The sequence below is a fragment of the Deltaproteobacteria bacterium genome, from assembly GCA_026388545.1.
Classification (GTDB): Bacteria; Desulfobacterota; Syntrophia; order Syntrophales; family UBA2185; genus JAPLJS01.
In genome coordinates, this window is record JAPLJS010000048.1 from 1 (window position 1) to 23,823 (window position 23,823).

Genomic DNA, 23,823 nt, shown 5'->3' on the forward strand with positions numbered 1-23,823 from the left:
GGTCGCCACCAAACAGACCATCGGCCACTAATTATGGGCTTCCTTCGTCATATGGATGCTGCCTTTCATATGGTAATCGTTACAGATTATGGTAGATTGATTCTAACGCTTTGTAGGTGAAAACCTATTCGGCCATATTCTCGTTTTCCTTAATAAATTGTCGCTGATTACCATTCGAATGGTGGCAAATAATTCTGCATGAAACTGTTCGCTGTCTTGTCTTAATGTACAAGTCTGTTCTCATATCGCGCTGCTGACGCTCGCTGGGTGCTGTCATGTCGCCGCCTATCTCCCCCCTTTGCTGATTGCTATACCTTTGTGTATGCCTCCCCCCTCCCTATTGGGGGGACTCAGATTGAAAGATTCCCGGTAAGGAAGTTTATGAATCGATAATCATGCTCCAAAAAGAAAAAGACGTCTCACAGCCGTCTATTCCTGACAGATTGCTTAAAAATAACCGGTCATTTTCTGGATGATGTTGCGAGCCTCCTCCCGAGTATATTTCTATCTATTCATAATATTTCGTTTTTTGAGCGTTTTGCATCCGAATATTTTTGAGTAGCCTTCGAAAAAATGACCTTTTAGGTTACTGGCTAAAAAGGCTCATTTCGGTGAGGAATGGAAATAGGTAACATATTGGAATTAAATAATAATTGGTAGTCCCACGGGGAGTTGAACCCCGGTTTCCGGCGTGAGAGGCCAGCGTCCTAACCACTAGACGATGGGACCATGGTTGTGGAATTAATGTGTCGGAGGAAGACTTTTAGTTAATCAAGTATGAAAAGTCAAGATCAAAATCATGCTCTGTTTTTAATGTACTCAACAGCTCTCGTAATTCTCTTAATCACCCTCTCCTTCCCCAGTGTGACCATAATATCATCAATACCGGGACTGACAGTTTTTCCCGTGAGGGCAACCCGGAGCGGCTGGGCTATCACTTTGAGCTTGAAACCCCTGTCTTCAGCTAAGGTTCGCAGAAATGCCTCTATCCCTTTTTTCGTATAATCCTGCAAAGAGGGGATTCCATGAGCTACAGCCGTAAGATGATCCGCCATCTCCGCCTTCAGGAATGCATCTGCCGCTTCGCTCTCATAGGCAACATCATCCGCGAAGTAAAAAAGGCTTGATTCAGCAAGCTCCACGAGGGTCTTCGACCTCGATTTTACGTCATCAACGATATGTCTGAGAAAACCCTGATCTGCGGTATCGACGCCCCGTTGCTGCCAGAATGGTATCATCTCCTGAACTAGTCTCACCGGCGGGCACTCTTTAATGTAATGTTGGTTCAGCCAGAGAAGTTTTTCCGGATTAAATACAGCGGCAGATTTCCCTACCGAATCGAATGTGAAGAGGCGAATGAGTTCCTCCATTGTAAAGATTTCCTGATCGCCATGGGACCAGCCGAGCCGAACCAGATAATTAACGAGGCCCTCCGGAAGGTAGCCCATATCCTTGTAGGTCATAACCGACGTCGCCCCGTGACGTTTACTCAGCCGCGTTTTATCCGAGCCCATAATCATCGAAACATGACCGAATTGCGGGACTGTATATCCCAGAGCTTCATAAAGGAGGATCTGCCGCGGTGTATTGTTCACATGGTCATCTCCCCTGATCACGTGGGTTATTTCCATCTGGGCATCATCAACCACAACGGCAAAGTTGTACGTCGGATAGCCGTCACTTCTTTCTATGACAAGATCATCGAGTTCCTCATTGTTAAACGTGATCACACCCTTAATCAGATCATTCACTACCGTTACACCCGTGTGGGGACATCGGAACCGCACCGCTGCATTTGCCGATCCGGGAAGATTTTTGTCCCGGCATGTACCGTCATACTTTGGTTTTCTCCCCTCAGCAAGCGCCCTCTTCCTCTTTTCTTCCAGCTCCTCAGGAGTACATACGCAATGATAGGCCTTCCCTTCATCCAGGAGTTTCTTTACCATTTCCCTGTGCATGTCCACACGCTGTGCCTGAAAGAACGGACCCTCATCCCAGTAAAGCCCGAGCCATGCAAGAGCATCGAGAATCGCCCTTGTTGATTCTTCCGTCGAGCGAAGCTGATCGGTATCCTCAATCCTCAGAATAAATTGTCCATTGTAGTGCCGGGCATAAAGCCAGGCAAACAGCGCTGTTCTCGCACCTCCGATGTGCAGAAATCCTGTCGGGGATGGGGCAAAACGTGATCTAACCTTTTCTTTTTCAGTCATTTTTATTTACCATTCTCATTTCTTTGATGCATTCCTTATATGGCCGCGACCCTCCGCTTGTCAAGCCGGATTTCGAACGATAAAATTATGCTTGACAACCAGGCCAATTTATAATCTACTTCGCACCTTACAAACAATTACTCATCGCATACCCGGGATTACATTTTAAAGACAATTGAGGACGCATTGTGAAAATTATTATCAACACTATCCCGGAAGAGGGACTGAATCTTCAGTTTCATAAAGATGGCAATTGGTTTCGGGACCTGTTGCCTGAAAAGGAAAAAAGTGATTTTTCCATTCAAGGGGTCGAAGTTTTCTGTGCCGTTAAAAGAATCCTTGAGAACGTGTTTATCGATGGGAATCTGGAGACTTCTGTTACCTTGAATTGCTGCCGGTGTCTGGAAAATACTCATCTTCCTGTAAAAAGTAACTTCAGATATACTCTTATTCCCGCTGAAGACAGGCTGACGGAAGAAGAGGAGTTGATTCCGGAAGACCTTGAATACGGATATTATCAGGATGATGTAATCGATCTGGATGCTCTTATATTTGAGCAAATCGTGCTGCAAATTCCTATCAGGGTTCTTTGCACGGATACCTGTAAGGGTTTCTGTCCGCATTGCGGGACTAATCTCAACATGGCAAGCTGCAACTGTCATGCTGAATTTATCGATGAACGGCTGGCCGTTCTAAAAAAAATTAAAGCTTCAGATAACAAGTGAATTTTAATGTAAAGGAAAAACTACTATGCCAAATCCAGTTAAACGACATTCGAGAACAAGGAGAAACAAGAGGAGGTCTCACGATTTTCTCAAGCCCTCACAGGCTTCTGCGTGTCCGCAGTGCAGTGAACCGAAGCTGCCTCATCATGTCTGCCAAAACTGCGGAACGTATAAAGGGCGACAGGTGATTCCGGTTGAAAAGATCTCATAAGAACTTCAAATAAACGGTAAATGAAACCTGCAAGAGTGTTTTCATATACAGTAGAAGTTGAAAATACCGGATTCCCGTCTCTACGGGAATGACCATGGAGATCATTCAGGGCGAAATTCAAAGCCCTCATGAAGGGTCTGTCACCACAAACAGCTTATACACTTGAGGAGGGAGTGTTGATGAAACTCGAAGAAAGGGTTGTTGAAATTATTATTGAACATCTGGATGTCACAAAAGAAGAATGTGTGCCGGAGGCATCCTTTATAGATGATTTGGGAGCCGATTCCCTCGACTTGGTCGAGTTGATCATGGAAATGGAAGAAAATTTCGGATTGCAAATCTCCGATGAAGAGCTGGAAAAAATCCGTACAATACAAGATGTGATTGATTTTCTCAGGAGTAAAGGGGTAACATAATTGTGACATGATGCGAGGAAAAGATATTCCTGTCAAAAGAAGGATCGTCATAACAGGAGTCGGTGCAGTAACGCCCCTTGGCAACTCTGTCGAGGATACTTGGAAGGAAATCTGCAAGGGAAAATCAGGGATTGGAAAAATCACAAAATTCGATAGTACCGGATATGCAACAAAGATTGCCGGTGAACTGAAGAATTTCGATACCCGCAATTTTGTAAGCAAAAAAGAGCTTCGCAAGTTTGATGACTTCATTATTTATGCACTGGCAGCCACCGAGATGGCCTTGGCAGACTCGGAACTGGACATTAATAAAAAAAATGCTGAACGGGTTGGCGTAATCATAGGATCAGCTATCGGGGGCCTTGCAACCATGGAAAGAGAAAAAGAAGCAATCCTCCGTGGCGGTCCCAGAAAAATGTCGCCGTTTGCCATCCCTGCTGTTCTTGCAAATCTTGGCGCCGGCCATGTGTCGATCAGATTTGGAGCCAAAGGACCCATAAACTGCACCGCTACTGCCTGCTCTTCCGGTACCAACGCCATCGGGGATGCCATGAGAATCATCTCCGGCAACTATGCCGATGTTATGATCGCGGGAGGTGTTGATGCAGCAATTTCACCCCTCTGTGTAGCCGGGTTCAACGCAATGAGGGCGATATCTGTCAGAAATGATCAGCCTGAAAAAGCAAGCCGTCCCTTTGACAGAGATAGAGATGGTTTTGTTATCGGAGAGGGATGTGGAATTGTGATTCTGGAGGAATTAACCAAAGCACTCAACAGAAATGCCAGAATATATGCGGAAGTGGTCGGTTATGGATCGACCAGTGACGCCTACCACATGGCAATACCTCCTCCAGGACATGAAGGAGCGGCCAGATGCATGTCCGCTGCCCTGCACGATGCGCACATGAGTCCCGGCGACATCGACTACATAAATTGCCACGGCACATCAACACCGCCGAATGACCTCTACGAAACACAGGCTATCAAAAATGTCTTTGGTAATCACGCTGCGAAACTTGCTGTCAGCTCTACAAAATCCATGACCGGTCATCTTTTAGGGGCCGCAGGTGGTGTGGAGGCAATTTTTTCAGCACTCTCCATCACCGAAGGCATTATCCCACCAACCATAAATCTGGATAACCCTGCTCCTGAATGCGATCTCGATTATGTTCCCCATACGGCACGTAAAAAGGCTATTAAAACAGTTATGTCCAATACGTTCGGTTTTGGCGGGGTTAACGCCGTATTGATACTCAAGAAATTTGATGAACATTGATACCATGGCCAGGATAATTATCGGTTCTGATCACGCAGGTTTTTTATTGAAAGAGGCAATAAAACAGTACCTTGCCGACAAGGGATATGCATTAACTGACGTCGGTACTGACAGTACAGAGCCTGTTGATTATCCGGACTTCGCCGCCAAAGTGGCCAATAGGGTTTCAGCCGGAGGATTTGACCGGGGGATCCTGGTATGTGGTTCCGGCGCCGGTATGACCATTGTTGCAAACAAATTCCCCCATATCAGAGCAGCTTTATGCCTTGATGAAGAGACGGCCCGCCTGAGCAGACTGCATAATGATACAAACATCCTCGTCCTTGCCGGCAGGCGGACAGATACAGAATTAGCAAAATCAATTACTCAGATGTGGTTGAATACAGAATTTGAAGGTGGTCGCCATCAGAAGCGTATCGATAAAATCAGGGAAATAGAATCACGACTTTCAGGCAAGACCTGAACATTAAGTATGAAAAAAAACATGGCCAAGACGGTACCTCCAGAAACAGAAGCCAGCGACAAAAGAAACCGGCGGCCGACATGGGATGTATATTTCATGGATATTGCCGACCTCGTCTCGAAACGGTCCACATGTCTGAGACGAAGCGTTGGCGCTGTTCTCGTAAAGGATCGAAGGGTATTGGCTACAGGCTACAATGGCGCCCCATCAGGCCTTCATCATTGCCTGGATGTGGGGTGTTTGCGGGAACAGTTAGGTGTCCCTTCCGGTGAACGTCACGAACTTTGCCGGGGACTTCACGCTGAGCAAAACGCCATTATTCAGGCTGCTCTTCATGGAGTAAGTGTAAACGGTTCGACCCTCTACTGTACCAATCACCCCTGTATCATATGCGCCAAGATGATCATCAACGCAGGGATCATCACGGTAGTTGCAAAGGCAGATTACAGGGATAAATTAGCGGAAGATATATTAGAGGAAGCCGGTGTTGAGGTGTCTCGGATATGAAGTGTCCTTTTTGTGCAAATGCAGAGAACAGGGTTATTGACTCCCGGATCAGCAAAGACGGCGATGCAATCCGGAGACGGCGCGAGTGCATCTCCTGCGGAAAACGATTCACAACATACGAATTTGTGGAAGAAGTTCTCCCGATGGTGGTCAAAAAGGATGGCCGGAGAGAACCATTCGATAGGACAAAGATACGTTCCGGAATCAAGAAAGCCTGTGAAAAGCGCCCCATCAGTACGGATGCAATTGAAAGCATCGTGGAGAGAATTGAGCAGCGCTGCCAGGAGTATCAGGATAAAGAAATCCCCTCGTCCGTTGTCGGAGAGCAGGTTATGAAAGAACTCCAAAACTTAGACGGCGTTGCCTACGTTCGGTTCGCATCGGTATACAGAGAGTTTCGTGACGTAAGTGATTTTTTGGAGGAACTCAAGGACCTCCTGAGTGTAAAAAAAGACGAATCCAAATAACCAATAATACTAAAGATTACTACTTTTTTATGATGCCGTCATGTTCACAGGAATTATAGAAAACGCGGGGGCAGTTAAGCGGATAACGAGGAAGGGAGAAGATGCCCTTCTTGTTATCGATACGTCCTTGAATTTAGATGACATAAAAGTTGGTGACAGCATTGCTGTTAACGGCGCCTGTCTCACAGTAACTCAGAAAACGGACAGGAGCTTTTCTGCAGACGTATCTGCGGAAACCCTTGCCAGGACAAATCTTAAGTTGCTGAAGTCAGGAGACAGGGTAAACCTGGAAAAATCCTTGCGGATGAACAGTTTTTTAGGAGGGCATCTTGTCCTCGGCCATGTTGATGGACTGGGTAAGATTCAGGAAAAAATTAATAAAGCCAATTCACTCCAGTTCGGTCTGGAAATTGATACAGAATTAGGCCGATACATCGTAGAAAAGGGGTCAGTCGCTGTTGATGGGATAAGTTTAACGGTAAATCGCTGTGAAAAAAATAGATTTTATGTTAATATCATTCCCCACACAGCCCGGAACACAACATTGGAATTTAAAAAAGTGGCTGATCTGGTTAATATTGAAACCGATATCATCGGGAAATATGTGGAGAAATTCCTCAACCCAGGGAAAGGAATTGATATGAATTTCCTTGCGGAGCACGGATTTTTAAAATAACAATTACAGGTGACATAAATGGGTGTAAGTACGATAAAAGAAGCCATAGTAGATATTAAAAGCGGTAAAATGGTTATCTTAGTGGACGATGAAGACAGAGAAAACGAAGGCGATCTGTGCATGGCAGCGGAATTTGTTGCGCCGGAGGCCGTTAACTTCATGGCCAAATACGGCAGGGGACTCATATGCATGTCTCTCAGTGAAGACTTAGCTGACAGGCTGAATCTTCACCCTATGGTATCGGATAACCGGTCCAGTTTCGGAACCGCCTTTACCGTATCTATAGAAGCCAAGCGTGGTGTAACAACGGGTATTTCCGCTGCTGACAGGGCTACAACGATACGGACAGCCGTTGCAGACGACGTCACTCCCGATGACATCGTCAGCCCGGGACATGTTTTCCCCATACGTGCGAAAAAAGGCGGTGTACTGGTAAGAACCGGTCAGACCGAAGGTTCCGTGGATCTTGCACGATTAGCCGGGTTGAAACCCGCCGGTGTAATCTGTGAAATCATGAAGGACGACGGTACCATGGCCCGGATGCCCGACCTGGAGACCTTCGCAAAAAAACATGGGCTGAAGATAGTAACTATCGCTGATCTCATCCAATTCAGAATGCAACACGAATCCCTGATCAGGAGGGCGGCTTCCGCTACAATTCCCACCCGCTACGGGGGCACATTCAAACTCATTGTTTACGAAAATGATGTAGATAACATGCAGCATGTTGCCATGGTCAAGGGAGATATTGAGCCGGAAGACGAGGTACTGGTGAGGGTTCATTCAGAATGCCTGACCGGTGACGTCTTCGGATCAGAGAGGTGCGACTGCGGCTACCAACTCCATACAGCCATGAAGATGGTGGGAGAGGCGGGAAAAGGCGTCATCGTTTATATGCATCAGGAAGGCAGGGGTATTGGCCTTGTTAATAAAATCAGGGCCTACGAATTGCAGGAACGCGGGAAGGATACCGTTGAGGCCAATATCTCACTCGGGTTCAAGGCGGACTTACGAGACTATGGTATCGGCGCTCAGATACTTGCCGATCTGGGTGTCAGAAAGATGAAACTCATGACCAACAATCCGAAAAAAATTGTAGGGCTCGAAGGGTACGGTATAACCATTACCGAACGCGTTCCCATTGAGATAAAACCTAATGAGAGTAACATTAAATATTTGACAACAAAAAAGAAAAAGATGGGGCATTTATTAGAAGTATAGATTGTTATCAGGTCTTATATGCAGTTATAACCTGTGGGTAATTTTTTACGATTTTTTACTATGGAGAGGGGAGTATGCCAAGGATAATAGAAGGAAAGCTTATAGCCAAGGGAATGAAGTTTGGCATTGTCGCCAGTCGATTTAACGATTTCATCTGCGGAAGGTTGATTGAGGGCGCCATCGATGCCCTGACAAGGGCAGGTGCGGATGAAAAAGACATCCAGATTTATAAGGTTCCCGGTGCATTTGAGTTACCCGTAATAGCCAAAAAGCTTGCAAAAAGCGCACGGTTTGATGCGATTATTTGTCTTGGCGCGGTAATCAGGGGAGCTACACCCCATTTTGAATACATCAGCGCCGAGGTCACCAAGGGGATAGCGAGCGTTGGTCTGGAAACGGAGATACCAATATCCTTCGGTGTACTGACGACAGACACTATTGAACAGGCTATTGAAAGGGCGGGAACCAAAGCAGGCAACAAGGGATGGGATGCCGCCATGTCAGCCATAGAAATGGTAGATCTCTTCAGGAAATTATAGCCCCACAAATATAAAAAGAAGATCAAATTGATGCCAAACCACCAGGTTACGTTATTAAATACCGGCCAACCCTTGCTTGTTTCTACTACCTTGAATTTACTTTATGTATCTCGTTTCGTAACCGATATTAGCTGACCCTTCGTAAAGGGTGTCTGATGTTACAAAACCAGAGGAATTAATGCATCAAAGAAGAAAGGCAAGAGAGGTTGCCTTACAGGTTCTTTACGAGCTTGATATCCTGAATATCGATTCCAAAGAGGCGGTTTCGCTTTTCTGGGACAACTTTGAAGCGCCGGAAGAGTCCAGAAAATTCTCTACCCTTTTGATCGAAGGTACCTGGGGTAACAGAGAGCAAATAGACATCCTCATAAGCAGTTGTTCCGAACACTGGTCGCTTGCACGGATGTCAAGAGTAGATAAAAATATCCTCCGCATGGCCGTTTACGAGCTTATACACTGTCCTGATATACCCCCCAAGGTCACACTGAACGAGGCTATAGATTTAGGGAAATTGTACGGCTCTGAAAATTCCGGTTCTTTTATAAACGGTATTCTCGATGCCGTATACCTGAAATTATACAAAGAAGATACGAATCAAAACATCAACGGAATCGCCGGAAGTTCCGATTCATAGAATAGTGTTCTGAGTATTGCTGTGGGAGGCCCGATGAGTTATGGAAAAAAAGTATAAGCCCCAGGAACTTGAAAAAAAGTGGCAAACAATCTGGGAAGACAGGGGTGTTTTCAAGGTTACGGAAGACCCTGATAAAAAAAAGTACTACCTTCTGGAGATGTTTCCCTATCCATCCGGGAGAATTCACATCGGTCATGTGAGAAACTACACAATCGGTGATGTTGTAGCGCGATACAAGCGGATGAACGGATACAATGTCCTGCATCCCATGGGTTGGGATTCTTTTGGCATGCCCGCGGAAAACGCGGCCATTGAACATGGAATTCATCCGGCAACGTGGACAAATGAAAACATTGCCTATATGAAAAACCAGCTCAAAGAGATGGGGTTCAGCTATGATTGGGATAGAGAACTTTCCACCTGTGAACCTGAGTATTACCGCTGGGAGCAACTGTTTTTTCTCTGGATGTACGCCAAAGGACTCGCCTATAAGAAAAGTTCTATCGTAAACTGGTGTCAAAACTGTAAAACGGTTCTGGCAAATGAGCAGGTAGAAGCCGGTCAGTGCTGGAGATGCTCCGAGGAGGTCGAGGAAAAATATCTCGATCAGTGGTTTTTCCGTATTACTGCCTATGCCGAAGAACTCCTTGCCTATTTAGACAAGCTTCCCGGATGGCCTGAAAGGGTCATCACCATGCAGAAAAACTGGATAGGCAAAAGCTATGGTTGCGACATTTTTTTCCCTATGGCTGACGGCAATGGCATGATCCAGGTCTTCACAACGAGGCAGGACACTGTATATGGAGCAACGTTTATGCTGGTTGCTGCCGAACTTCCCCTCGTTATGGAACTGGTTAAGGGAAAACCGATCGAAAATGAAGTCAGGGAATTTGTGGAAAAGGTCAAAAAGCAGGACAAGTTGATGAGGACCTCGGAATATTATGAAAAAGAGGGTGTTTTCTTAGACGCCTACTGCCTCAATCCGGTAACAAAGAAAAAGATGCCCATCTATGCTACAAACTTCGTTGTTGCAGAGTACGGAACGGGTTGTGTCATGGCAGTCCCCACCCATGACCAGCGGGATTTTGAATTCGCGAAAAAATTCAATCTTCCCCTCATTGTGGTCATACAGCCACCCAAAAAGCCTCTCAACATCCACACCATGACGCAAGCTTACGTTGAGGAAGGAAATCTCATTAACTCAGCGCAATTCAACGGTATGGAAAACACGAAGGCCCTTGATGCGATCGCAGAATATCTGGAATCTATCGGTCGGGGCAAAAAAACGATACAGTATCGTTTGAGAGACTGGGGCATTTCCCGGCAGCGATACTGGGGGGCTCCGATTCCCATTATTTACTGCGATAATTGCGGCACTGTACCGGTGCCCGAAGCCGGCCTTCCCGTCATTTTGCCACGTGACGTGGAGCTGACAGGAGAGGGGGGAACTCCACTTGCAAGGCACAAAGCATTTGTGGAAACCTCATGCCCGCAGTGCGGCAGCGCGGCAAAGCGAGAAACCGATACTATGGACACGTTCGTCGAATCTTCCTGGTACTTTGACCGTTTCTGCTCCCCCGACTATGCCGAGAAACCCGGGCTTGACAGACAAAAGGTCCTCTACTGGATGCCGGTGGATCAGTATATCGGCGGGATTGAACACGCCATCCTCCATCTCCTTTATTCACGATTCTACACAAAGGTGCTGAGAGATTATGGTGTCCTGGATTATGATGAACCCTTTACCAACCTTCTGACCCAGGGCATGGTCTGCAAAGAGACGATGCGCTGCAAAGAGCATGGTTATCTCTTTCCCGAAGAGGTGAAGGAAGGAAAATGCGTTCGATGCCAGAGTGACGTCATGATCGGTAAATCTGAAAAGATGTCCAAATCCCTGAAAAACGTCGTCGACCCCGATTACCTGATCAAAAACTACGGCGCCGACACGGTCAGGATGTTCTGTCTCTTTGCGGCGCCCCCGGAAAAGGACCTGGAGTGGAGTGATCAGGGAATCGAAGGATCATTCCGCTTTCTTAACAGGGAATGGCGAATTGTAATAGATTACCTCAATGATATCCGTGATGTTACGTCCTTCGATGGAAAGCAAGCACTCGAAGGAGAATTGAAAAACCTGAGGCGAAAAACCCATCAGACGATCAGGAAAGTTACCCGTGATATTGAGGATCGCTTCCACTTTAATACGGCCATAAGCGCCGTCATGGAGCTGGTGAACGCCCTGTACCTGATCGAGCGGCCGGCGAAGAAAGACTCAACGGCACTGTCCGTCATCAGGGAGGCCATCGAAACGATCATCATATTACTGGCGCCCATTGTTCCTCACATAACCGAAGAACTCTGGACGGCACTGGGTTATGAAAGCAATTTAGCCGACATTCCCTGGCCGGTGTATGATCATGAAGTTGCTGCAGAAGAGGAAATTACCATAGTTATTCAGATTAATGGAAAAGTAAGGAGCAGGATGGTCGTCCCCGCGGATGAGGACGGTGAAAAGATCAAAGCCCTTGCCCTCAGCGATGAGAAGATTATCGGTTTCATTTCCGGCAAAAAAGTATTGAGGGAAATATATGTCCCCAAGAAGCTTGTCAATATTGTGGTTCAGTAACAAACATAACAGAATTTCACACACGCGCCGTGCATTTTTTCGCTTCAGCGGATTAACGATCATTGCATGCCTTCTGCCATTTATTCTCGTCTTAGGCTGCGGCTACCGCTTCAGTCCCGGCGGAGAACATATCGACAAAAACATCCGGAAAATTTTCGTAGACAATTTTTCCAACAGGACCAGTGAGGCCAATATCGAAAATACCTTCAGGAGTGCCTTTATCGATCAATTTGCCATAAGCAGAAGGTTCACTCTTGTTGACAGCCGAGAAAAGGCGGATGCCGTATTCAGGGGCAGGATAGACAGCCTCACAACTTCTCCTCTTTCTTATCAAAAAAGTAACATTGCTGCGGAAGAGCGTTTAACCGCAACAATGGAGCTCGTCTTTGAAGAGCAGGGCACCAAAAAAATTATCTGGACCAACAGAAATTTTTCGGGAACCCAGGACTACGCCGTTCCCGACCTGAACACGAAAGAAACAAGGCGAAAAGACGCCCTTATCAAGCTGTCGAATGATACAGCCGAAAGGGCATACAGATTAATGATGTCGGGCTTTTAAGAGGGGATTGTTCTTTAAAGAGGAAAGTGAAGAATTATCCCTGAAGGGCATTTACCTTTTTGGTTAATCTCGATATCTTCCGCGAAGCCGTCTTTTTATGAAATACGCCTTTAGAAGCTGCTTTATCGATTGCCGGTATGGCTTTGGCAAGAGCAGTTTCCGAACTTGCCTTATCCTTTGTTTCAACTGCCCTTACCACCGATTTTACTTGTGTCTTAACGCTCGATTTTGCCGAGGCGTTTCTCATACGTTTTTGTTCGTTCTGCCTGCTTCTTTTTTCTGCGGATTTATGTGTAGCCAAAAACTATCCTCCTTTATTAATCTTACGATGTAGGGCAGTTTTCTATATGAATTCGCGGATCATGTCAAGCTGAAATTATCTCATAGCAATTCGCCGTTAAATAATGTCGGGCAAGACATCCAACCTACTTGAACACTAGAACAGGCGCCCCGTAAAGCTGCAAACCGGCAACGATAGCAGGCAAAATAATTTCTCTGCCAGGAACATAATTCGTCTTGACTTTTTTGTTTTGTTTCAGGTACTTACAGTGAAGGCTCTGACCATAGATCCGCATGATTATACTATGCGGATTTTGTTGAGCCGCTTGCTTATCAAAAGTGTAGCGATAATCAACGCATGGAGGCAGTAAAAGGAGGTATTCGATGGGAAACGCGGTAACGAAAATTCTATCAGAAGCGAAGCAACAAGGGAGAACAGCTCTTACGGAAGTGGAAAGTAAGGAAGTGCTGAAGGCTTACAACATCCCGGTGAGAACCGGGCAGGTAGCGGCGGACCCGGATACAGCGGCTACTATCGCCGACAAGGTAGGATACCCGGTCGTGATGAAGCTCGTCTCCCCCGATATCTCTCACAAATCTGATGTGGGGGGAGTCAGGGTAAAACTGGATTCTCCGGAAGCTGTGCGGTCGGCATTCACCGATATCATACAGAACGCGAAATTTCACAGACCGGATGCAAATATACACGGTGTCCTGATTTACCGGATGGTGCCGGAAGGGGTGGAACTGGTTATTGGCGCCACTTTCAGCCGCCAGTTCGGGCATGCCGTAATGTTCGGACTGGGAGGGATTTTTGTTGAGGTCACAAGCGATGTGGTCTTCAGAATGGTTCCCCTGACAAAGGAGGAGTCACTCGATATGATCCAGGAGATCAGGGGAAGAAAAATCCTTGGGAATTTCCGCGGGAAACCGGCAGTCGATGTCAACGCAGTGGCTGATATCATTCAGAAGCTGTCGGCACTTCTGACAGATCATCCCGAGATTCTTGAGGTCGATATGAACCCTGTGATCGCATCCGAATCGGGTGCTATCGTTGTGGATGCCCGGATGGCCATTGGAGAACCGAAGAAAATCGCCGATACGGTGTATACTTCGGATGAAATCGTCACCGGTATGAAGAGGATCTTTTCACCCGCCGGCATCGCCATCATAGGCGCATCCAGTGATCCCTCAAAGCTTGGGTACTCAACGGTAAAGAATATCATCGATGGGGGCTACAAAGGCAAAATTTATCCTATCAATCCAAAAACGGATGAGATACTCGGACTGAAATGCTACCGGAGCGTCCAGGAGATACCGGATAAGGTGGATGTCGCAGTGATCGTGATACCTGCCAAGAATGTGGCCGACGCCATCACGGCTCTTGGGGAAAAGGGGGTAGCCGGGGCCATCGTAATCTCCTCCGGATTTGCCGAGATCGGCAACAACGATCTTCAAAGGGAACTCGTTACCAAAGCATTCGAGAGCAAGGTTCGCATCCTGGGGCCAAATATTTTCGGGTTATATTATACTCCGGCAGATCTCTGCGCAACTTTCTGTACGCCCTATACGGAGAAGGGACCTACGGCACTATCCTGCCAGAGTGGAGGTGTGGGTATGGCCATCATCGGCTACAGCCGTTCTCACAGGATGGGCGTGTCGTCCATCGTCGGCGTGGGAAACAAGTGCGACGTGGATGAGGACGATCTGATCGAATTCTTCGGTCAGGACCCGAACACGAAGGTGATCGCCATGCATGTGGAAGACATAAAGGATGGTGTGGCCTTCGTCAGGGCGGCGCAGAAGGTGAGCAGGCAGAAGCCCATCGTTGCTCTGAAGGCCGGCGCCACCGCTTTGGGAGAAAGGGCAGCCTTCTCACATACGGGAGCCCTCGCAGGAGACGACAGAATTTACAGTGCCGCCTTTGCAAAAGCGGGGATTGTCAGGGTTTCCAATCTGGAAGAACTTCTGGATTGCGCGAGAAGCTTGAGCAAAATGCCGACCCCAAAAGGAGAGAACATATTAATTGTTACCGGTGCAGGAGGGCTTGGCGTCCTTCTGGCAGACGCCTGCAGCAGGCATCAATTACAGCTCATGACACTGGAAAAAGACCTGGACGAGGCTTTCAAGAAATTCATTCCTCCCTTCGGCGCCACGGGAAATCCCGTGGATATTACGGGCGGCGAGCCGCCGGAAACGTATGAAGCCACAATCCGGCTGGCCCTTGAAGACGATCGCGTGGATGCCCTGATCCTTGGCTACTGGCATACCCTGATCACACCGCCAATGGTCTTTGCCGAAACACTTATCAGGGCGAAGCAGGCAGTTGAAACTGTGAAAGCGCCAAAACCTATTGTTGCGGCACTCTCGGGTGATGTCGAGGTGGAGCGCGCTGCCACACTTTTGGAGGCACACGGCGTTCCCGCTTTTCCCTACTCGTCTGAGAAGGCTGTGATAGTGCTCTCCGCTCTTTACCGGTGGGCCCGGATGGCAGGTAAGATCAAGCCTCGCCCGTAGGTTATTATTTCACAAGTTGGATCTCATTTCGATGTTCAACTGTATTGCCGTCTGTCCGATTGATAGGGGGAAGTGACAAAAAGAAGAGCGCTGCTCTAAATGAACAGCGCTCTTATCGAACTAATTAAAAGGTTCTCTCTATAATCTTAGTGTGAACCTTCTTCTTCTCCGGAAACCACCAGGGTTCCCTTTTCCTCCATATCCTTCAACCACTTGGGATGCTGCTTCTTCAGCCACGCCCTCGTCACCCAGCCGGTAAACATCGCCGGCGCTGAACCGGGTGAACCGATTGTCCCCAGATAGAGATGAACAAAGAAGAACGGAAAGATCACCACGAACCCCAAGGCATGGAGAACAAACAGCCACCGCACCAGCCCAGACGGAAATCTCAACGGGAACCACATCACAATACCCGTCACCACCATGATCGCACCGAAGATGGTTATCGCCAGAAAAAACATCTTCTGACCGGGATTGTATTTCCCTACCTCGGGAACCTTATCCACATGCCAGAGATAACCTCCGGCAGCCTTCATCCACTCCATATCTTCCGGCATGGTAAACACCCCCGCTTCATGCCACCACATCTTGATGGCCAGAAACAGAGCGATCAGGAAGAAAAGACCCGTGAAGTTGTGGACGTATTTCGTAACGACGAGCCCGCCCATCATGTTTGCGATAAAGTTAAATGAGTGAAACATCATGCCTAAGCCCGTAAAGCACAGGACGAGACAGGAAATCGCCAGCATCCAGTGAACTAACCTCTCATACCAATCTGTCGCCTGAATTAATCCTTTCTTCATGACTATTCACCTCCTTCCTTCTTCGTTGTAGTATCTTCATCAGGGGTTTTCGGCCCATGAAGGATGTAGTGCAGGAAAGAGCCCGCCAGAACGCCGCCTGCTGCAAGCAGACTGAGTGGCTTCAGCAAGTCTTTCCAGAGAACGATGGAGAACGGCACCGTCGGATATTTGGGCAGTTCGTCGTACACTTCCGGTTTCTCGTTTAGGACGTAGAGTACGTGGGTACCACCCACAAATTTATCACCGTATACGTTGGCGTCCCCGCCGAGTTCCTTCGCCCGTGCATAGGCCTTTTTGATCATGGTGTCCTTGCCGCCGATGGTGAGGGCCCCTGTAGGACAGGATTTCACACAGGAAGGCTGCTGACTCTCTCGAATCCTGGTTACACACAGGTCGCATTTATACACCTTATCCTTTACATCGTTGTATCGGGGAATATCAAAAGGGCAGGCGGCTATGCACTCTTTGCAGCCAATACAGAGATGGGATTTGATTCCCACCGTACCGAATTCCGTATGATAGAGGGCGCCGCTCGGGCATACCTTGACGCAGGCCGCATCGGTGCAGTGCATGCATCCGTCTTTTCGGAACAGCCAGCTAAATTCCCCCTTTGAATCAACATACTCCTGAAAACGGATTAAAGTCCATGTGTTCCACTGCAAATCGGGAGGGTTCTGATAACTTCCGAAATTTTTCGTCCTCATGGCAGGCATTTCATTCCACTGCTTGCAGGCGACCTGACAGCCGCGACAGGCAGTGCATTTTGTCGTATCGATCAGTTTTATAAGTTCCATATTTTTCATCGTTCAGCCTCCTATAGCTTCGTAACATTGACCATGAAGGCCTTGTATTCAGGACAGAAGGTATTCGCGTCGCCCACCGTCGGTGTCAGGACGTTACTGCTGTCGCTGCCACCCTTGGGGAACAGCCATCCGTAATTGAAGGGAAGTCCCACCTGATGGACCGTTTTCCCTTCTATTGTAAAGGGCCTGAACCGTTTTGTCACCATGGCGACACATTTTACTTCACCGCGAACAGATGAAACTTTCACTTTCTGGCCGTTTTTAATTCCCCTCTCCCTGGCCAGGATATCCCCGATCTCTACGTACAATTCGGGCTGCATCTCCAGGAGCCAGAGCTGCCACCTCGTAAGGGCCCCCGAGCACCAATGCTCCGTGCAGGAATAGGTTGTGCAGACATAGGGAAATTTCTCATCCGCATTGGCCACCTTGTCCATATCGCTTTTGAATATCTTGATGGCAGGATTGATCAATTGACCCGACATGGGATTCTTGGCAAGCGGTCCCTCCAGTGGTTCATAGTGTTCCGGAAATGGACCTTCCACCATGCCAGGGCCGAAGAGCGCGCCTAGGCCGTCGGCCTTCATGATGAAGGGGTATTTCCCCTTCTCCTTATCCGCCATGGGAGGCCACGGGCCGTCGGGGACGTCCCCCACCCACTTTTCCCCCGTCCATTCCAGGAGTTTTCTCTTGGGATTGTAGGGTTTACCATAAATGTCGCAAGAGGCCCGGTTATAAAGAATGCGCCGGTTGACCGGCCAGGCAAACGCCCAGTTGGGGTACAGACCGAGACCCGTCGGGTCATCCTTCCCCCTCTTCGCCATCTTGTTTTCGCCGTCAGCACTGAAACTGCCACAGTGTACCCAGTTGCCGCTCGATGTCGCTCCATCAAGCTGAAGCATTCCGAAGGTCGGCACGAGTTGCCCTTTCTTGAATTCGGTCTTGGTTTTCTTATCCTTATCCTCGATGATCGTGTCCTTGAGGAAATAGCCGTTTAGCTGCTTGGCAACCTTCAGGGCATCGTATCGGCCCTTGCTGTCCGTATAATCCCACTTAAAATTCAGGATAGCCTCTGCATTGGGACCGCCTTCTTTCGCATAAAGGGCCTTGATCGCCGCCAAGATCTTGATGGTGATCTCTCCCACGGGAATGCCGTCTCCCGGCGCTTCCGCGGCCTTGTACTTCCACTGAATCATGCGGCCGCTGTTGCTCTGGCTTCCTTCTTTTTCCATAGAGGCGGAAGCGGGAAGGAGAAAGACCTCCGTCTTGATCTGCTTGGGATCAACACCGGGTCCTTTCCAGAAGCAGTAGGTCTCGTTATCGAAGATATTTTCACCCACCAGCCAGTCTAACTTTTCCAGGGCTTTTCTGACCTTGTTGGTATTCGGGGAGCTGACAGCCGGGTCTGTGCCCACGGCAAAGAGTCCTTTGATCTTGCCGGCGTACATGGCATCAAATTGATGCATGAGGGAATAATGGACACCGTCGTCGAGCTTGGGCAGCCAGGAATACCCGAAGTCATTTTCCTTTGTCGTCTTATCCCCGAAGTAGGCTTTCAGGAAACTCACGAAAAACTTCGGATAGTTCTGGTAATAATTGGCCGATTGAGGATCCTTCGATTCCGGCGTGCACTTATGAAGATATTTCTCCAGGGTATCCAGAGAAGCTGAAGGCATCTTTAAATAACCCGGTAGGATGTTGTAAAGAATAGCTTGATCTGTGGAACCCTGAACATTGGGCTCACCCCGGAGGGCGTTCACGCCGCCGCCGGCGATTCCCATATTGCCCAGGAGGAGTTGGATGAGCGACATGGTCCTGATAATCTGGCTTCCTGTCGTATGATGGGTCCAACCCAGGGCGTAACATTCCGTTCCGGCCTTGTCCGGAACGCCGGTTGCGCTGTATGCACTATAAACCTTTACCAGATCCTCTTTTGATACGCCGGTGATGCTGGAGACCTTATCCAGGGTGTAACGCGAGTAGTGCTCCTTCATCATATTGAAGACGCAACGGGGATCCTTGAGGGACATGTCTCTTTTCGGCATTCCCTTACCGTCTTTTTCGAGGACCCAGGTGTCCTTATTGTACTTTCGCTTTTCCGCGTCATAGCCGGAGAAGAGACCATCCTTGAATTGATAATCGTTCCCGACAATGAAGGAGGCGTTGGTGTAATTCAGGACATAATCTTTGAACCATTTGTCGTTGGCTATGATATAGTTGATCATGCCGCCCAGGAAGGCAATGTCAGTCCCGGAGCGGAGGGGGACATGGTAATCACAGCGGGCGGAAGTCCTGGTGTAGCGGGGATCGACATGGATAATTGTTGCCCCGTTTTCCTTCGCTCTTAATATCCACTTAAACGCTATGGGGTGGTGCTCCGCCGCGTTGCTCCCCATGATGAGGATGCAGTCGCTGTTCTTCAAATCGATATAGTGGTTCGTCATGGAACCGCGCCCGAACGACTCTCCCAGAGCCGCTACCGATGGGCTGTGTCAGACCCGGGCCTGATGATCGATATAGACAAGGCCGAGGGCGCGCGCCTTGGCGGTCATGAGCCAGCATTCCTCATTATCTACGTTGGAGCTGCCGAGGTGGCCGATGTTTTCGCAACGATTGACCAGTTCACCCTTGGCGTTCTTCGTGACAAACTCCTTATCTCTCGTGTCTTTGACCAGGCGGGCTATTCTTTCGATGGCCCAGTTCCAATCCTTTTCCTCCCATTTGTCACTCATGGGAGCCCGGTAGAGGACCTTTTTGAGACGGTATTTATTTGCTTCCGTCAGATCAAAAAAGCCGGCGCCTTTCGCGCACAGGGATCCCTCATTGATGGGGTGTTCGGAATCGCCTTCAATATTGAAGATCTTGCCGGTCGTTTTGTCCACACTGCAGATGAGCCCGCATCCCACCGAACAGTAACAACAGGTTGTTATCACCTGTTTTGCGTTTTTAATCCTGTTCATCTTATTGAGTTCTTCCGCGTACGCCTTCGTGGGGATGAGGTTTATACCCAGGGAAGACAGGGTTATTCCCGATCCTATGGCGCCCGTCAAAGTTAAGAACCCTCTTCTCGTAATCTCCATAGATGCCTCCTTATTGCATGTGTCATAATAGACATATGTCAGATACGGCGTGCATATACTTTTTTTACCGGACAGTCAAGAAAAAAAGTGGCAATACAATAATAATATTAGTATGTTATGTTATATTTAACATACGTGCAGATGAATAGGATTGAGGATGTTAAGGGGTTGAAAGACCATCGAAAATATGATTGCGGATTGAAAGTACAACTTTCAATTTGGACGAAATATTCCCCCCTTTAGAAAAGGGGGGTAGGGGAGATTTGATAATCGCATGGAAAATCTGGTCATTGAAGAGGGCAAACCCATTCTCGCCTCCGTCAAGGCCACCGCTGTACACCTCATCAGGAAGTAAATCCCTTATTCTTTATGGATGATTGTGCCGACGGGCTTGCCCTGCAGGGCCAGGCGGAGGTTCCCCTTCTCAAGACCGTTGATGATCTGGATCCGGTCGATCACTTCGCTGTTCTGAAGGATCTCCAGGCAGGGGCGTTCGATAATCAGATCATCCAGATCTCTTTCCAGGAGATCCCGAACGCTGATTTCCGGAATGAACTCCGCTTTGGGGTTCTTTTTCGGGTCGTCCGTATAGAGACCCTTCTCATCCTTGACGAGAATGCAGCTCCGGGCGCCGATCAGATCGGCCAGCACCAGGGTTCCCACGTCGGTGCGGTGGACGGGGATGCGCCATTTGGACGTGGGCAAGGCAAAATAGTCGTAGGGGGGCATGCCATGCATCACGGGAATGCAATCCTGGGAAAAATAGGTGGAAAGCTTGATCACCTCGTCGTGGCCGATCTTGATGCCGCCCCAGGGAGAAAGGAGCGTGGCGACGAGCAGGGCGTTCTGCTCGGAGATGGAACTCCCGAATTTCGCAATGATCCCCGTCGGCATGCCCAGTTCCAGGCCGATGGAATAGATGTGGCGGCTCCTGGTCCCGCCTCCAGTGGTCAACAGCATCTTGTGTGTTTTTTTGCAGGCGACGATTTCTTTGATGAGGGCGGGCAGCGCTTTGATCCCGCGATCACAGATGGACTGTCCTCCGATCTTGACGACGTTTACGTCGGGAAAGAGCCGCTGCTGCGGGGCGATTTTGAGGCCGTCCATGAATGTTTTACCCACCAGACTCTCCCCCATCAGCTTGCTCTTTACATGCAGCCTGCGTCCGTCCCGCTCTCTGAACAGCGCCATCTCATCCGCCTTTCCTTCAATTTTTCACTTCGATTTCTTCGTCCTTCTCTTTGGAAGCCTTCAGCAGAACCAGCTCCGCTCCCACAGCGGCGGCGATTTCTTCCAGCTCTTTCTTGCGCAGATGCTCGCTGTAAAAGGTCACGTCTACATCGGCGATCGCAACAAGTTTGAAGCGGGGCTTCTTTTCTTTTTCACTCACCTTCCGGCGTTCCCGGTAAAAAATTTTTCCTGGCATAACCATACCTCCTTGACTTTAGGGTTTGTTTTTCTTTCTTTTTTCTCCCATGCTATCCCAGAGGCCCGGCCCGGACGGCAAAACCGGCAAGACCGCCTCACATCCCCAGAGCCTGGGCCGGAGCCACCCTTTCGTGTACACCAGATCGTCCGGTCCGGGGCAGAGGGCGTCCCGGTCCAGGGAAACCGTCCGGATTCCTTTCCTGAGAAGCGCCCCGACGGACACGGGGTCGGAAAACTGCCGCAAATCCGCATATTCGATGAACCGGCCGCTCCATCCCGACGCGGTGAGGCCGACAGCCGCAGCCGCCCCGATGATGCCATCATTGGTTCCGCCGTGCCCCGAAAGATGGGCAAGACCGGCCGCCTGGAGGGCTTCCTTCTGTGTCACGATCCTTTCCGTACACCACCGCCCGAAGGTCATCAGATCGCGAAGAGCAGGATCGTCTTCACAAACCAGGCAGAGGCCGGGATCGCTCCCACGGGCCGATTTTCTTTCGATGTGATCGATCGCCAAGTGAATCAGCCGGTCAGCCAGGGATGGATCTGTAAAATCGACAATCACGCAGGCCGAACTGTTGTGGGAGGTGTAGGGAATCCCCGGATCCACAAGCAACTGCTGGCGGACGACTCCCCAGACCCGGCAATCTTCGGGGATCAGCGCTTCATAGCGGCGGGCCAGTTTACCCGTCCCGAATTCCGAATCCAGATTATCCGTGTCGTCAAAACCGATGTAGGCGCGCATTTCCCCTCACGAAATCTATTCCCTGAAGTATCTATACACCAACCGCAAATATTCCACAAGGTTGGAAAATCTTGACACAAATCCTCCCAAGCCGCCCCTTGTCAACGCCTGTCCTCATTGTCCTGATTCAAAAGGGCTGACACCCTGTCCCCCGGTACTATTCGAGAGAGACAGGACGTTTTCTATAAGGAGTTGAGGTTCGTTAAAATATATTACCGGCAGAATTTAGGGGCAGGATTCTAAAATACATTCCACTCACAGACTGCCATAGGCTGGAAGCCCTTCTCCTGCATGATGATATCCAAATGGGTCAGGCTGATGGCGGAGATGTCCAGGTCACGGACGATCAGATCACTCATACGGGTCAGGGTAATCAAATACCGTTTACATTTGTCGCATGCAAATGCGCAATCATTCCCCTTGTCCTCCACGAAGAAAAATGGCATCTCCTTATATGCCTTATCTTCACAGTAAGGGCATATAACCCTGCTGAATTTCCACTCATAACCGCATTGGGAACAGTGTAGCCACCGCTCGGCAATTTTTTCTTTTATCATCGCTATTGAGGGAAACGTTCCGCAGACCGGACAGTAACCCTTTTCCCAATTGCCCCATTTCCATTCTATTAACTGCGATCTTTTTTCGAGAATGATTCTCATTATGATCCTCAACAATAAGGCAACGGCTGCTGCATTTATATTGAACTCCGATGCCCAGCCGGCGACAATAGTATCTCCATCGGCAGGATATGATTTGAAGTAATCATAGATGTTGATATTTTCTTTTTTTATTATTCCTTCCAGCCTCTCCAGATCATCCAAAAGGTTGGGGAACCCTCGCTTCATGGCAGGTATCAGGGAAAGGGCAATCTCCGCCAAGGGATCGTCATCTCGGAACAGCGTTGTCTGACGTATTACAGGCACTCCCCCTTTAAATTTCCGCTTGTCGATCTTCGGTGCATCCGTGTTTTTCAATTCCACTTTGTCTACCAGGAGATACCTCTCCAGAATAACGGGACGGAACGCGCTTACAATCTCCTTGCAGTGGGGATTTTTCTCGATGGTATTGTCCATTAACTTTTCGATCTGCTCTATTCTCTCGTCATGATTCATATTATGCTAACCTCATTTTTATACTTAATATAAACTTTTATGGTAGAGACGGGCGTCCCGCCTGTCTTTAACCCATGTTAATTGAGACAGGCGAGACGCCTGTCCTACCGGGGGAAACATTTTTTGTGGTAAACCATCATGTGCCCGTGGGGCGCCAAGAAGGCATGAAAGTCACCCTCACCCCCGCCCCTTGTATGTTAGAGTTATCCACAACAAAGAGAGCGTACATGCCAATAGATTTTCTTATTCTCGTGGCATGTACGGGCTCTTTGCTGTGGGTAACTCGGCAAGTAAAAAACATAACGTAAGATCATCGGTTCCTTGTTATATAGGTAAATGCTGCATTACCGGTTATAGCGTTGTTGCGGTGGCAGGCCGACCAGCCCTTGGGAAAAAAGAGCCCGTGGGAGAGCGAGGGTCGCCACCGCCATCTCTGAATTAACCCGAACAGTTGCCAGGGACTTTGAAAAAGATCCCGTATCCTGCAAGGAAGGGAGTAAGGAGCAAAACGCATGAAAGAAAATGGAAAAGAAAT

Annotated in this window: 24 protein-coding genes and 1 tRNA gene; 14 read left to right on the forward strand and 11 right to left on the reverse strand. The window is 48.6% G+C overall.

Features of this window, described 5'->3' with window-relative positions:
- Positions 1 to 654: 654 nt before the first annotated feature.
- Both NTW12_05565 and gltX read right to left on the reverse strand, forming a co-directional pair.
- Positions 655 to 729 (reverse strand) — tRNA-Glu (locus NTW12_05565).
- Between the two features lie 68 nt (positions 730 to 797).
- Positions 798 to 2,210, reverse strand: coding sequence for a glutamate--tRNA ligase (gene gltX / locus NTW12_05570; GenBank protein MCX5845814.1), 1,413 nt, complete (start codon positions 2,208 to 2,210; stop codon positions 798 to 800).
- Between the two features lie 188 nt (positions 2,211 to 2,398).
- Between gltX and NTW12_05575 the strand changes: the two genes are divergently transcribed.
- The 13 genes from NTW12_05575 to NTW12_05635 all read left to right on the forward strand — a co-directional run bounded on the left by NTW12_05575 (position 2,399) and on the right by NTW12_05635 (position 12,527).
- Positions 2,399 to 2,935 (forward strand): DUF177 domain-containing protein, encoded by a 537-nt coding sequence (locus NTW12_05575; GenBank protein ID MCX5845815.1) that lies wholly within the window; start codon positions 2,399 to 2,401, stop codon positions 2,933 to 2,935.
- A gap of 25 nt (positions 2,936 to 2,960) precedes the next feature.
- Entirely contained in the window at positions 2,961 to 3,146 is a 186-nt protein-coding gene (gene rpmF, locus NTW12_05580) for a 50S ribosomal protein L32 (GenBank protein MCX5845816.1), read from the forward strand.
- Between the two features lie 176 nt (positions 3,147 to 3,322).
- On the forward strand, positions 3,323 to 3,562 hold the full coding sequence (locus tag NTW12_05585) for an acyl carrier protein (GenBank protein MCX5845817.1): 240 nt from the start codon (positions 3,323 to 3,325) through the stop codon (positions 3,560 to 3,562).
- Positions 3,563 to 3,572: 10 nt separating this feature from the next.
- Positions 3,573 to 4,838 carry a beta-ketoacyl-ACP synthase II gene (gene fabF / locus NTW12_05590; GenBank protein ID MCX5845818.1) on the forward strand — a complete coding sequence of 422 codons (1,266 nt, stop codon included), beginning with the start codon at positions 3,573 to 3,575 and terminating at the stop codon, positions 4,836 to 4,838.
- A gap of 4 nt (positions 4,839 to 4,842) precedes the next feature.
- Complete coding sequence (gene rpiB / locus NTW12_05595; protein MCX5845819.1) at positions 4,843 to 5,301, forward strand: ribose 5-phosphate isomerase B; 459 nt, start codon at positions 4,843 to 4,845, stop codon at positions 5,299 to 5,301.
- 21 nt (positions 5,302 to 5,322) lie between these two features.
- Complete coding sequence (locus NTW12_05600; GenBank protein MCX5845820.1) at positions 5,323 to 5,808, forward strand: cytidine/deoxycytidylate deaminase family protein; 486 nt, start codon at positions 5,323 to 5,325, stop codon at positions 5,806 to 5,808.
- Positions 5,805 to 6,275: a transcriptional regulator NrdR gene (nrdR, locus tag NTW12_05605; GenBank protein MCX5845821.1), complete on the forward strand. Its 471-nt coding sequence runs from the start codon at positions 5,805 to 5,807 to the stop codon at positions 6,273 to 6,275. The genes NTW12_05600 and nrdR overlap by 4 nt, the downstream gene beginning before the upstream one ends.
- A 40-nt stretch (positions 6,276 to 6,315) precedes the next feature.
- The gene (locus NTW12_05610; protein ID MCX5845822.1) at positions 6,316 to 6,951 is read left to right on the forward strand and encodes a riboflavin synthase; all 636 of its coding nucleotides are present in this window, start codon (positions 6,316 to 6,318) and stop codon (positions 6,949 to 6,951) included.
- 18 nt (positions 6,952 to 6,969) lie between these two features.
- The gene (locus NTW12_05615) at positions 6,970 to 8,172 is read left to right on the forward strand and encodes a bifunctional 3,4-dihydroxy-2-butanone-4-phosphate synthase/GTP cyclohydrolase II (GenBank protein ID MCX5845823.1); all 1,203 of its coding nucleotides are present in this window, start codon (positions 6,970 to 6,972) and stop codon (positions 8,170 to 8,172) included.
- A 74-nt stretch (positions 8,173 to 8,246) separates the two neighbouring features.
- A complete protein-coding gene (gene ribE, locus NTW12_05620; GenBank protein MCX5845824.1) occupies positions 8,247 to 8,711 on the forward strand; it encodes a 6,7-dimethyl-8-ribityllumazine synthase in 465 nt (154 codons plus the stop codon).
- Positions 8,712 to 8,889: 178 nt separating this feature from the next.
- Positions 8,890 to 9,345 (forward strand): transcription antitermination factor NusB, encoded by a 456-nt coding sequence (gene nusB, locus NTW12_05625; protein ID MCX5845825.1) that lies wholly within the window; start codon positions 8,890 to 8,892, stop codon positions 9,343 to 9,345.
- 40 nt (positions 9,346 to 9,385) lie between these two features.
- Entirely contained in the window at positions 9,386 to 11,968 is a 2,583-nt protein-coding gene (gene leuS, locus NTW12_05630) for a leucine--tRNA ligase (GenBank protein ID MCX5845826.1), read from the forward strand.
- Entirely contained in the window at positions 11,931 to 12,527 is a 597-nt protein-coding gene (locus tag NTW12_05635; GenBank protein ID MCX5845827.1) for an LptE family protein, read from the forward strand. Before leuS ends, NTW12_05635 begins: the two co-directional genes overlap by 38 nt.
- Positions 12,528 to 12,561: 34 nt before the next feature.
- Here NTW12_05635 and rpsT read toward each other — a convergent pair whose 3' ends face one another.
- Positions 12,562 to 12,828, reverse strand: a complete 267-nt coding sequence (gene rpsT, locus NTW12_05640) for a 30S ribosomal protein S20 (GenBank protein MCX5845828.1) — start codon at positions 12,826 to 12,828, stop codon at positions 12,562 to 12,564.
- A 362-nt stretch (positions 12,829 to 13,190) separates the two neighbouring features.
- Here rpsT and NTW12_05645 point away from each other — a divergent pair, with 362 nt between their 5' ends.
- The gene (locus NTW12_05645; GenBank protein MCX5845829.1) at positions 13,191 to 15,323 is read left to right on the forward strand and encodes an acetate--CoA ligase family protein; all 2,133 of its coding nucleotides are present in this window, start codon (positions 13,191 to 13,193) and stop codon (positions 15,321 to 15,323) included.
- 146 nt (positions 15,324 to 15,469) lie between these two features.
- Here NTW12_05645 and NTW12_05650 read toward each other — a convergent pair whose 3' ends face one another.
- The 8 genes from NTW12_05650 to NTW12_05685 all read right to left on the reverse strand — a co-directional run.
- On the reverse strand, positions 15,470 to 16,126 hold the full coding sequence (locus NTW12_05650; GenBank protein ID MCX5845830.1) for a formate dehydrogenase subunit gamma: 657 nt from the start codon (positions 16,124 to 16,126) through the stop codon (positions 15,470 to 15,472).
- A gap of 2 nt (positions 16,127 to 16,128) precedes the next feature.
- The gene (locus NTW12_05655; protein MCX5845831.1) at positions 16,129 to 16,929 is read right to left on the reverse strand and encodes a 4Fe-4S dicluster domain-containing protein; all 801 of its coding nucleotides are present in this window, start codon (positions 16,927 to 16,929) and stop codon (positions 16,129 to 16,131) included.
- Positions 16,930 to 16,940: 11 nt separating this feature from the next.
- On the reverse strand, positions 16,941 to 20,006 hold the full coding sequence (gene fdnG / locus NTW12_05660) for a formate dehydrogenase-N subunit alpha (GenBank protein ID MCX5845832.1): 3,066 nt from the start codon (positions 20,004 to 20,006) through the stop codon (positions 16,941 to 16,943).
- A 360-nt stretch (positions 20,007 to 20,366) separates the two neighbouring features.
- Positions 20,367 to 21,197: a uridine kinase gene (locus NTW12_05665; protein ID MCX5845833.1), complete on the reverse strand. Its 831-nt coding sequence runs from the start codon at positions 21,195 to 21,197 to the stop codon at positions 20,367 to 20,369.
- 16 nt (positions 21,198 to 21,213) lie between these two features.
- Entirely contained in the window at positions 21,214 to 21,432 is a 219-nt protein-coding gene (locus NTW12_05670; GenBank protein ID MCX5845834.1) for a hypothetical protein, read from the reverse strand.
- Between the two features lie 18 nt (positions 21,433 to 21,450).
- Positions 21,451 to 22,176 carry a hypothetical protein gene (locus NTW12_05675; GenBank protein MCX5845835.1) on the reverse strand — a complete coding sequence of 242 codons (726 nt, stop codon included), beginning with the start codon at positions 22,174 to 22,176 and terminating at the stop codon, positions 21,451 to 21,453.
- A gap of 239 nt (positions 22,177 to 22,415) precedes the next feature.
- A complete protein-coding gene (locus tag NTW12_05680; GenBank protein MCX5845836.1) occupies positions 22,416 to 23,288 on the reverse strand; it encodes a formate dehydrogenase accessory protein FdhE in 873 nt (290 codons plus the stop codon).
- A 344-nt stretch (positions 23,289 to 23,632) separates the two neighbouring features.
- Positions 23,633 to 23,823 (reverse strand): hypothetical protein (locus NTW12_05685; protein MCX5845837.1); only part of this gene is annotated, 191 nt, incomplete at its 5' end.

Excerpts from the sequence above, each read along its gene's own strand:
- gltX (MCX5845814.1), bottom strand. The coding sequence starts at position 2,210 with ATGACTGAAAAAGAAAAGGTTAGATCACGTTTTGCCCCATCCCCGACA.
- rpmF (MCX5845816.1), top strand. The coding sequence starts at position 2,961 with ATGCCAAATCCAGTTAAACGACATTCGAGAACAAGGAGAAACAAGAGG.
- fabF (MCX5845818.1), top strand. The coding sequence starts at position 3,573 with ATGCGAGGAAAAGATATTCCTGTCAAAAGAAGGATCGTCATAACAGGA.
- rpiB (MCX5845819.1), top strand. The coding sequence starts at position 4,843 with ATGGCCAGGATAATTATCGGTTCTGATCACGCAGGTTTTTTATTGAAA.
- NTW12_05600 (MCX5845820.1), top strand. The coding sequence starts at position 5,323 with ATGGCCAAGACGGTACCTCCAGAAACAGAAGCCAGCGACAAAAGAAAC.
- nrdR (MCX5845821.1), top strand. The coding sequence starts at position 5,805 with ATGAAGTGTCCTTTTTGTGCAAATGCAGAGAACAGGGTTATTGACTCC.
- NTW12_05610 (MCX5845822.1), top strand. The coding sequence starts at position 6,316 with ATGTTCACAGGAATTATAGAAAACGCGGGGGCAGTTAAGCGGATAACG.
- NTW12_05615 (MCX5845823.1), top strand. The coding sequence starts at position 6,970 with ATGGGTGTAAGTACGATAAAAGAAGCCATAGTAGATATTAAAAGCGGT.
- ribE (MCX5845824.1), top strand. The coding sequence starts at position 8,247 with ATGCCAAGGATAATAGAAGGAAAGCTTATAGCCAAGGGAATGAAGTTT.
- nusB (MCX5845825.1), top strand. The coding sequence starts at position 8,890 with ATGCATCAAAGAAGAAAGGCAAGAGAGGTTGCCTTACAGGTTCTTTAC.
- leuS (MCX5845826.1), top strand. The coding sequence starts at position 9,386 with ATGGAAAAAAAGTATAAGCCCCAGGAACTTGAAAAAAAGTGGCAAACA.
- NTW12_05635 (MCX5845827.1), top strand. The coding sequence starts at position 11,931 with ATGTCCCCAAGAAGCTTGTCAATATTGTGGTTCAGTAACAAACATAAC.
- NTW12_05645 (MCX5845829.1), top strand. The coding sequence starts at position 13,191 with ATGGGAAACGCGGTAACGAAAATTCTATCAGAAGCGAAGCAACAAGGG.
- NTW12_05650 (MCX5845830.1), bottom strand. The coding sequence starts at position 16,126 with ATGAAGAAAGGATTAATTCAGGCGACAGATTGGTATGAGAGGTTAGTT.
- NTW12_05655 (MCX5845831.1), bottom strand. The coding sequence starts at position 16,929 with ATGAAAAATATGGAACTTATAAAACTGATCGATACGACAAAATGCACT.
- NTW12_05665 (MCX5845833.1), bottom strand. The coding sequence starts at position 21,197 with ATGGCGCTGTTCAGAGAGCGGGACGGACGCAGGCTGCATGTAAAGAGC.
- NTW12_05670 (MCX5845834.1), bottom strand. The coding sequence starts at position 21,432 with ATGCCAGGAAAAATTTTTTACCGGGAACGCCGGAAGGTGAGTGAAAAA.
- NTW12_05675 (MCX5845835.1), bottom strand. The coding sequence starts at position 22,176 with ATGCGCGCCTACATCGGTTTTGACGACACGGATAATCTGGATTCGGAA.
- NTW12_05680 (MCX5845836.1), bottom strand. The coding sequence starts at position 23,288 with ATGAATCATGACGAGAGAATAGAGCAGATCGAAAAGTTAATGGACAAT.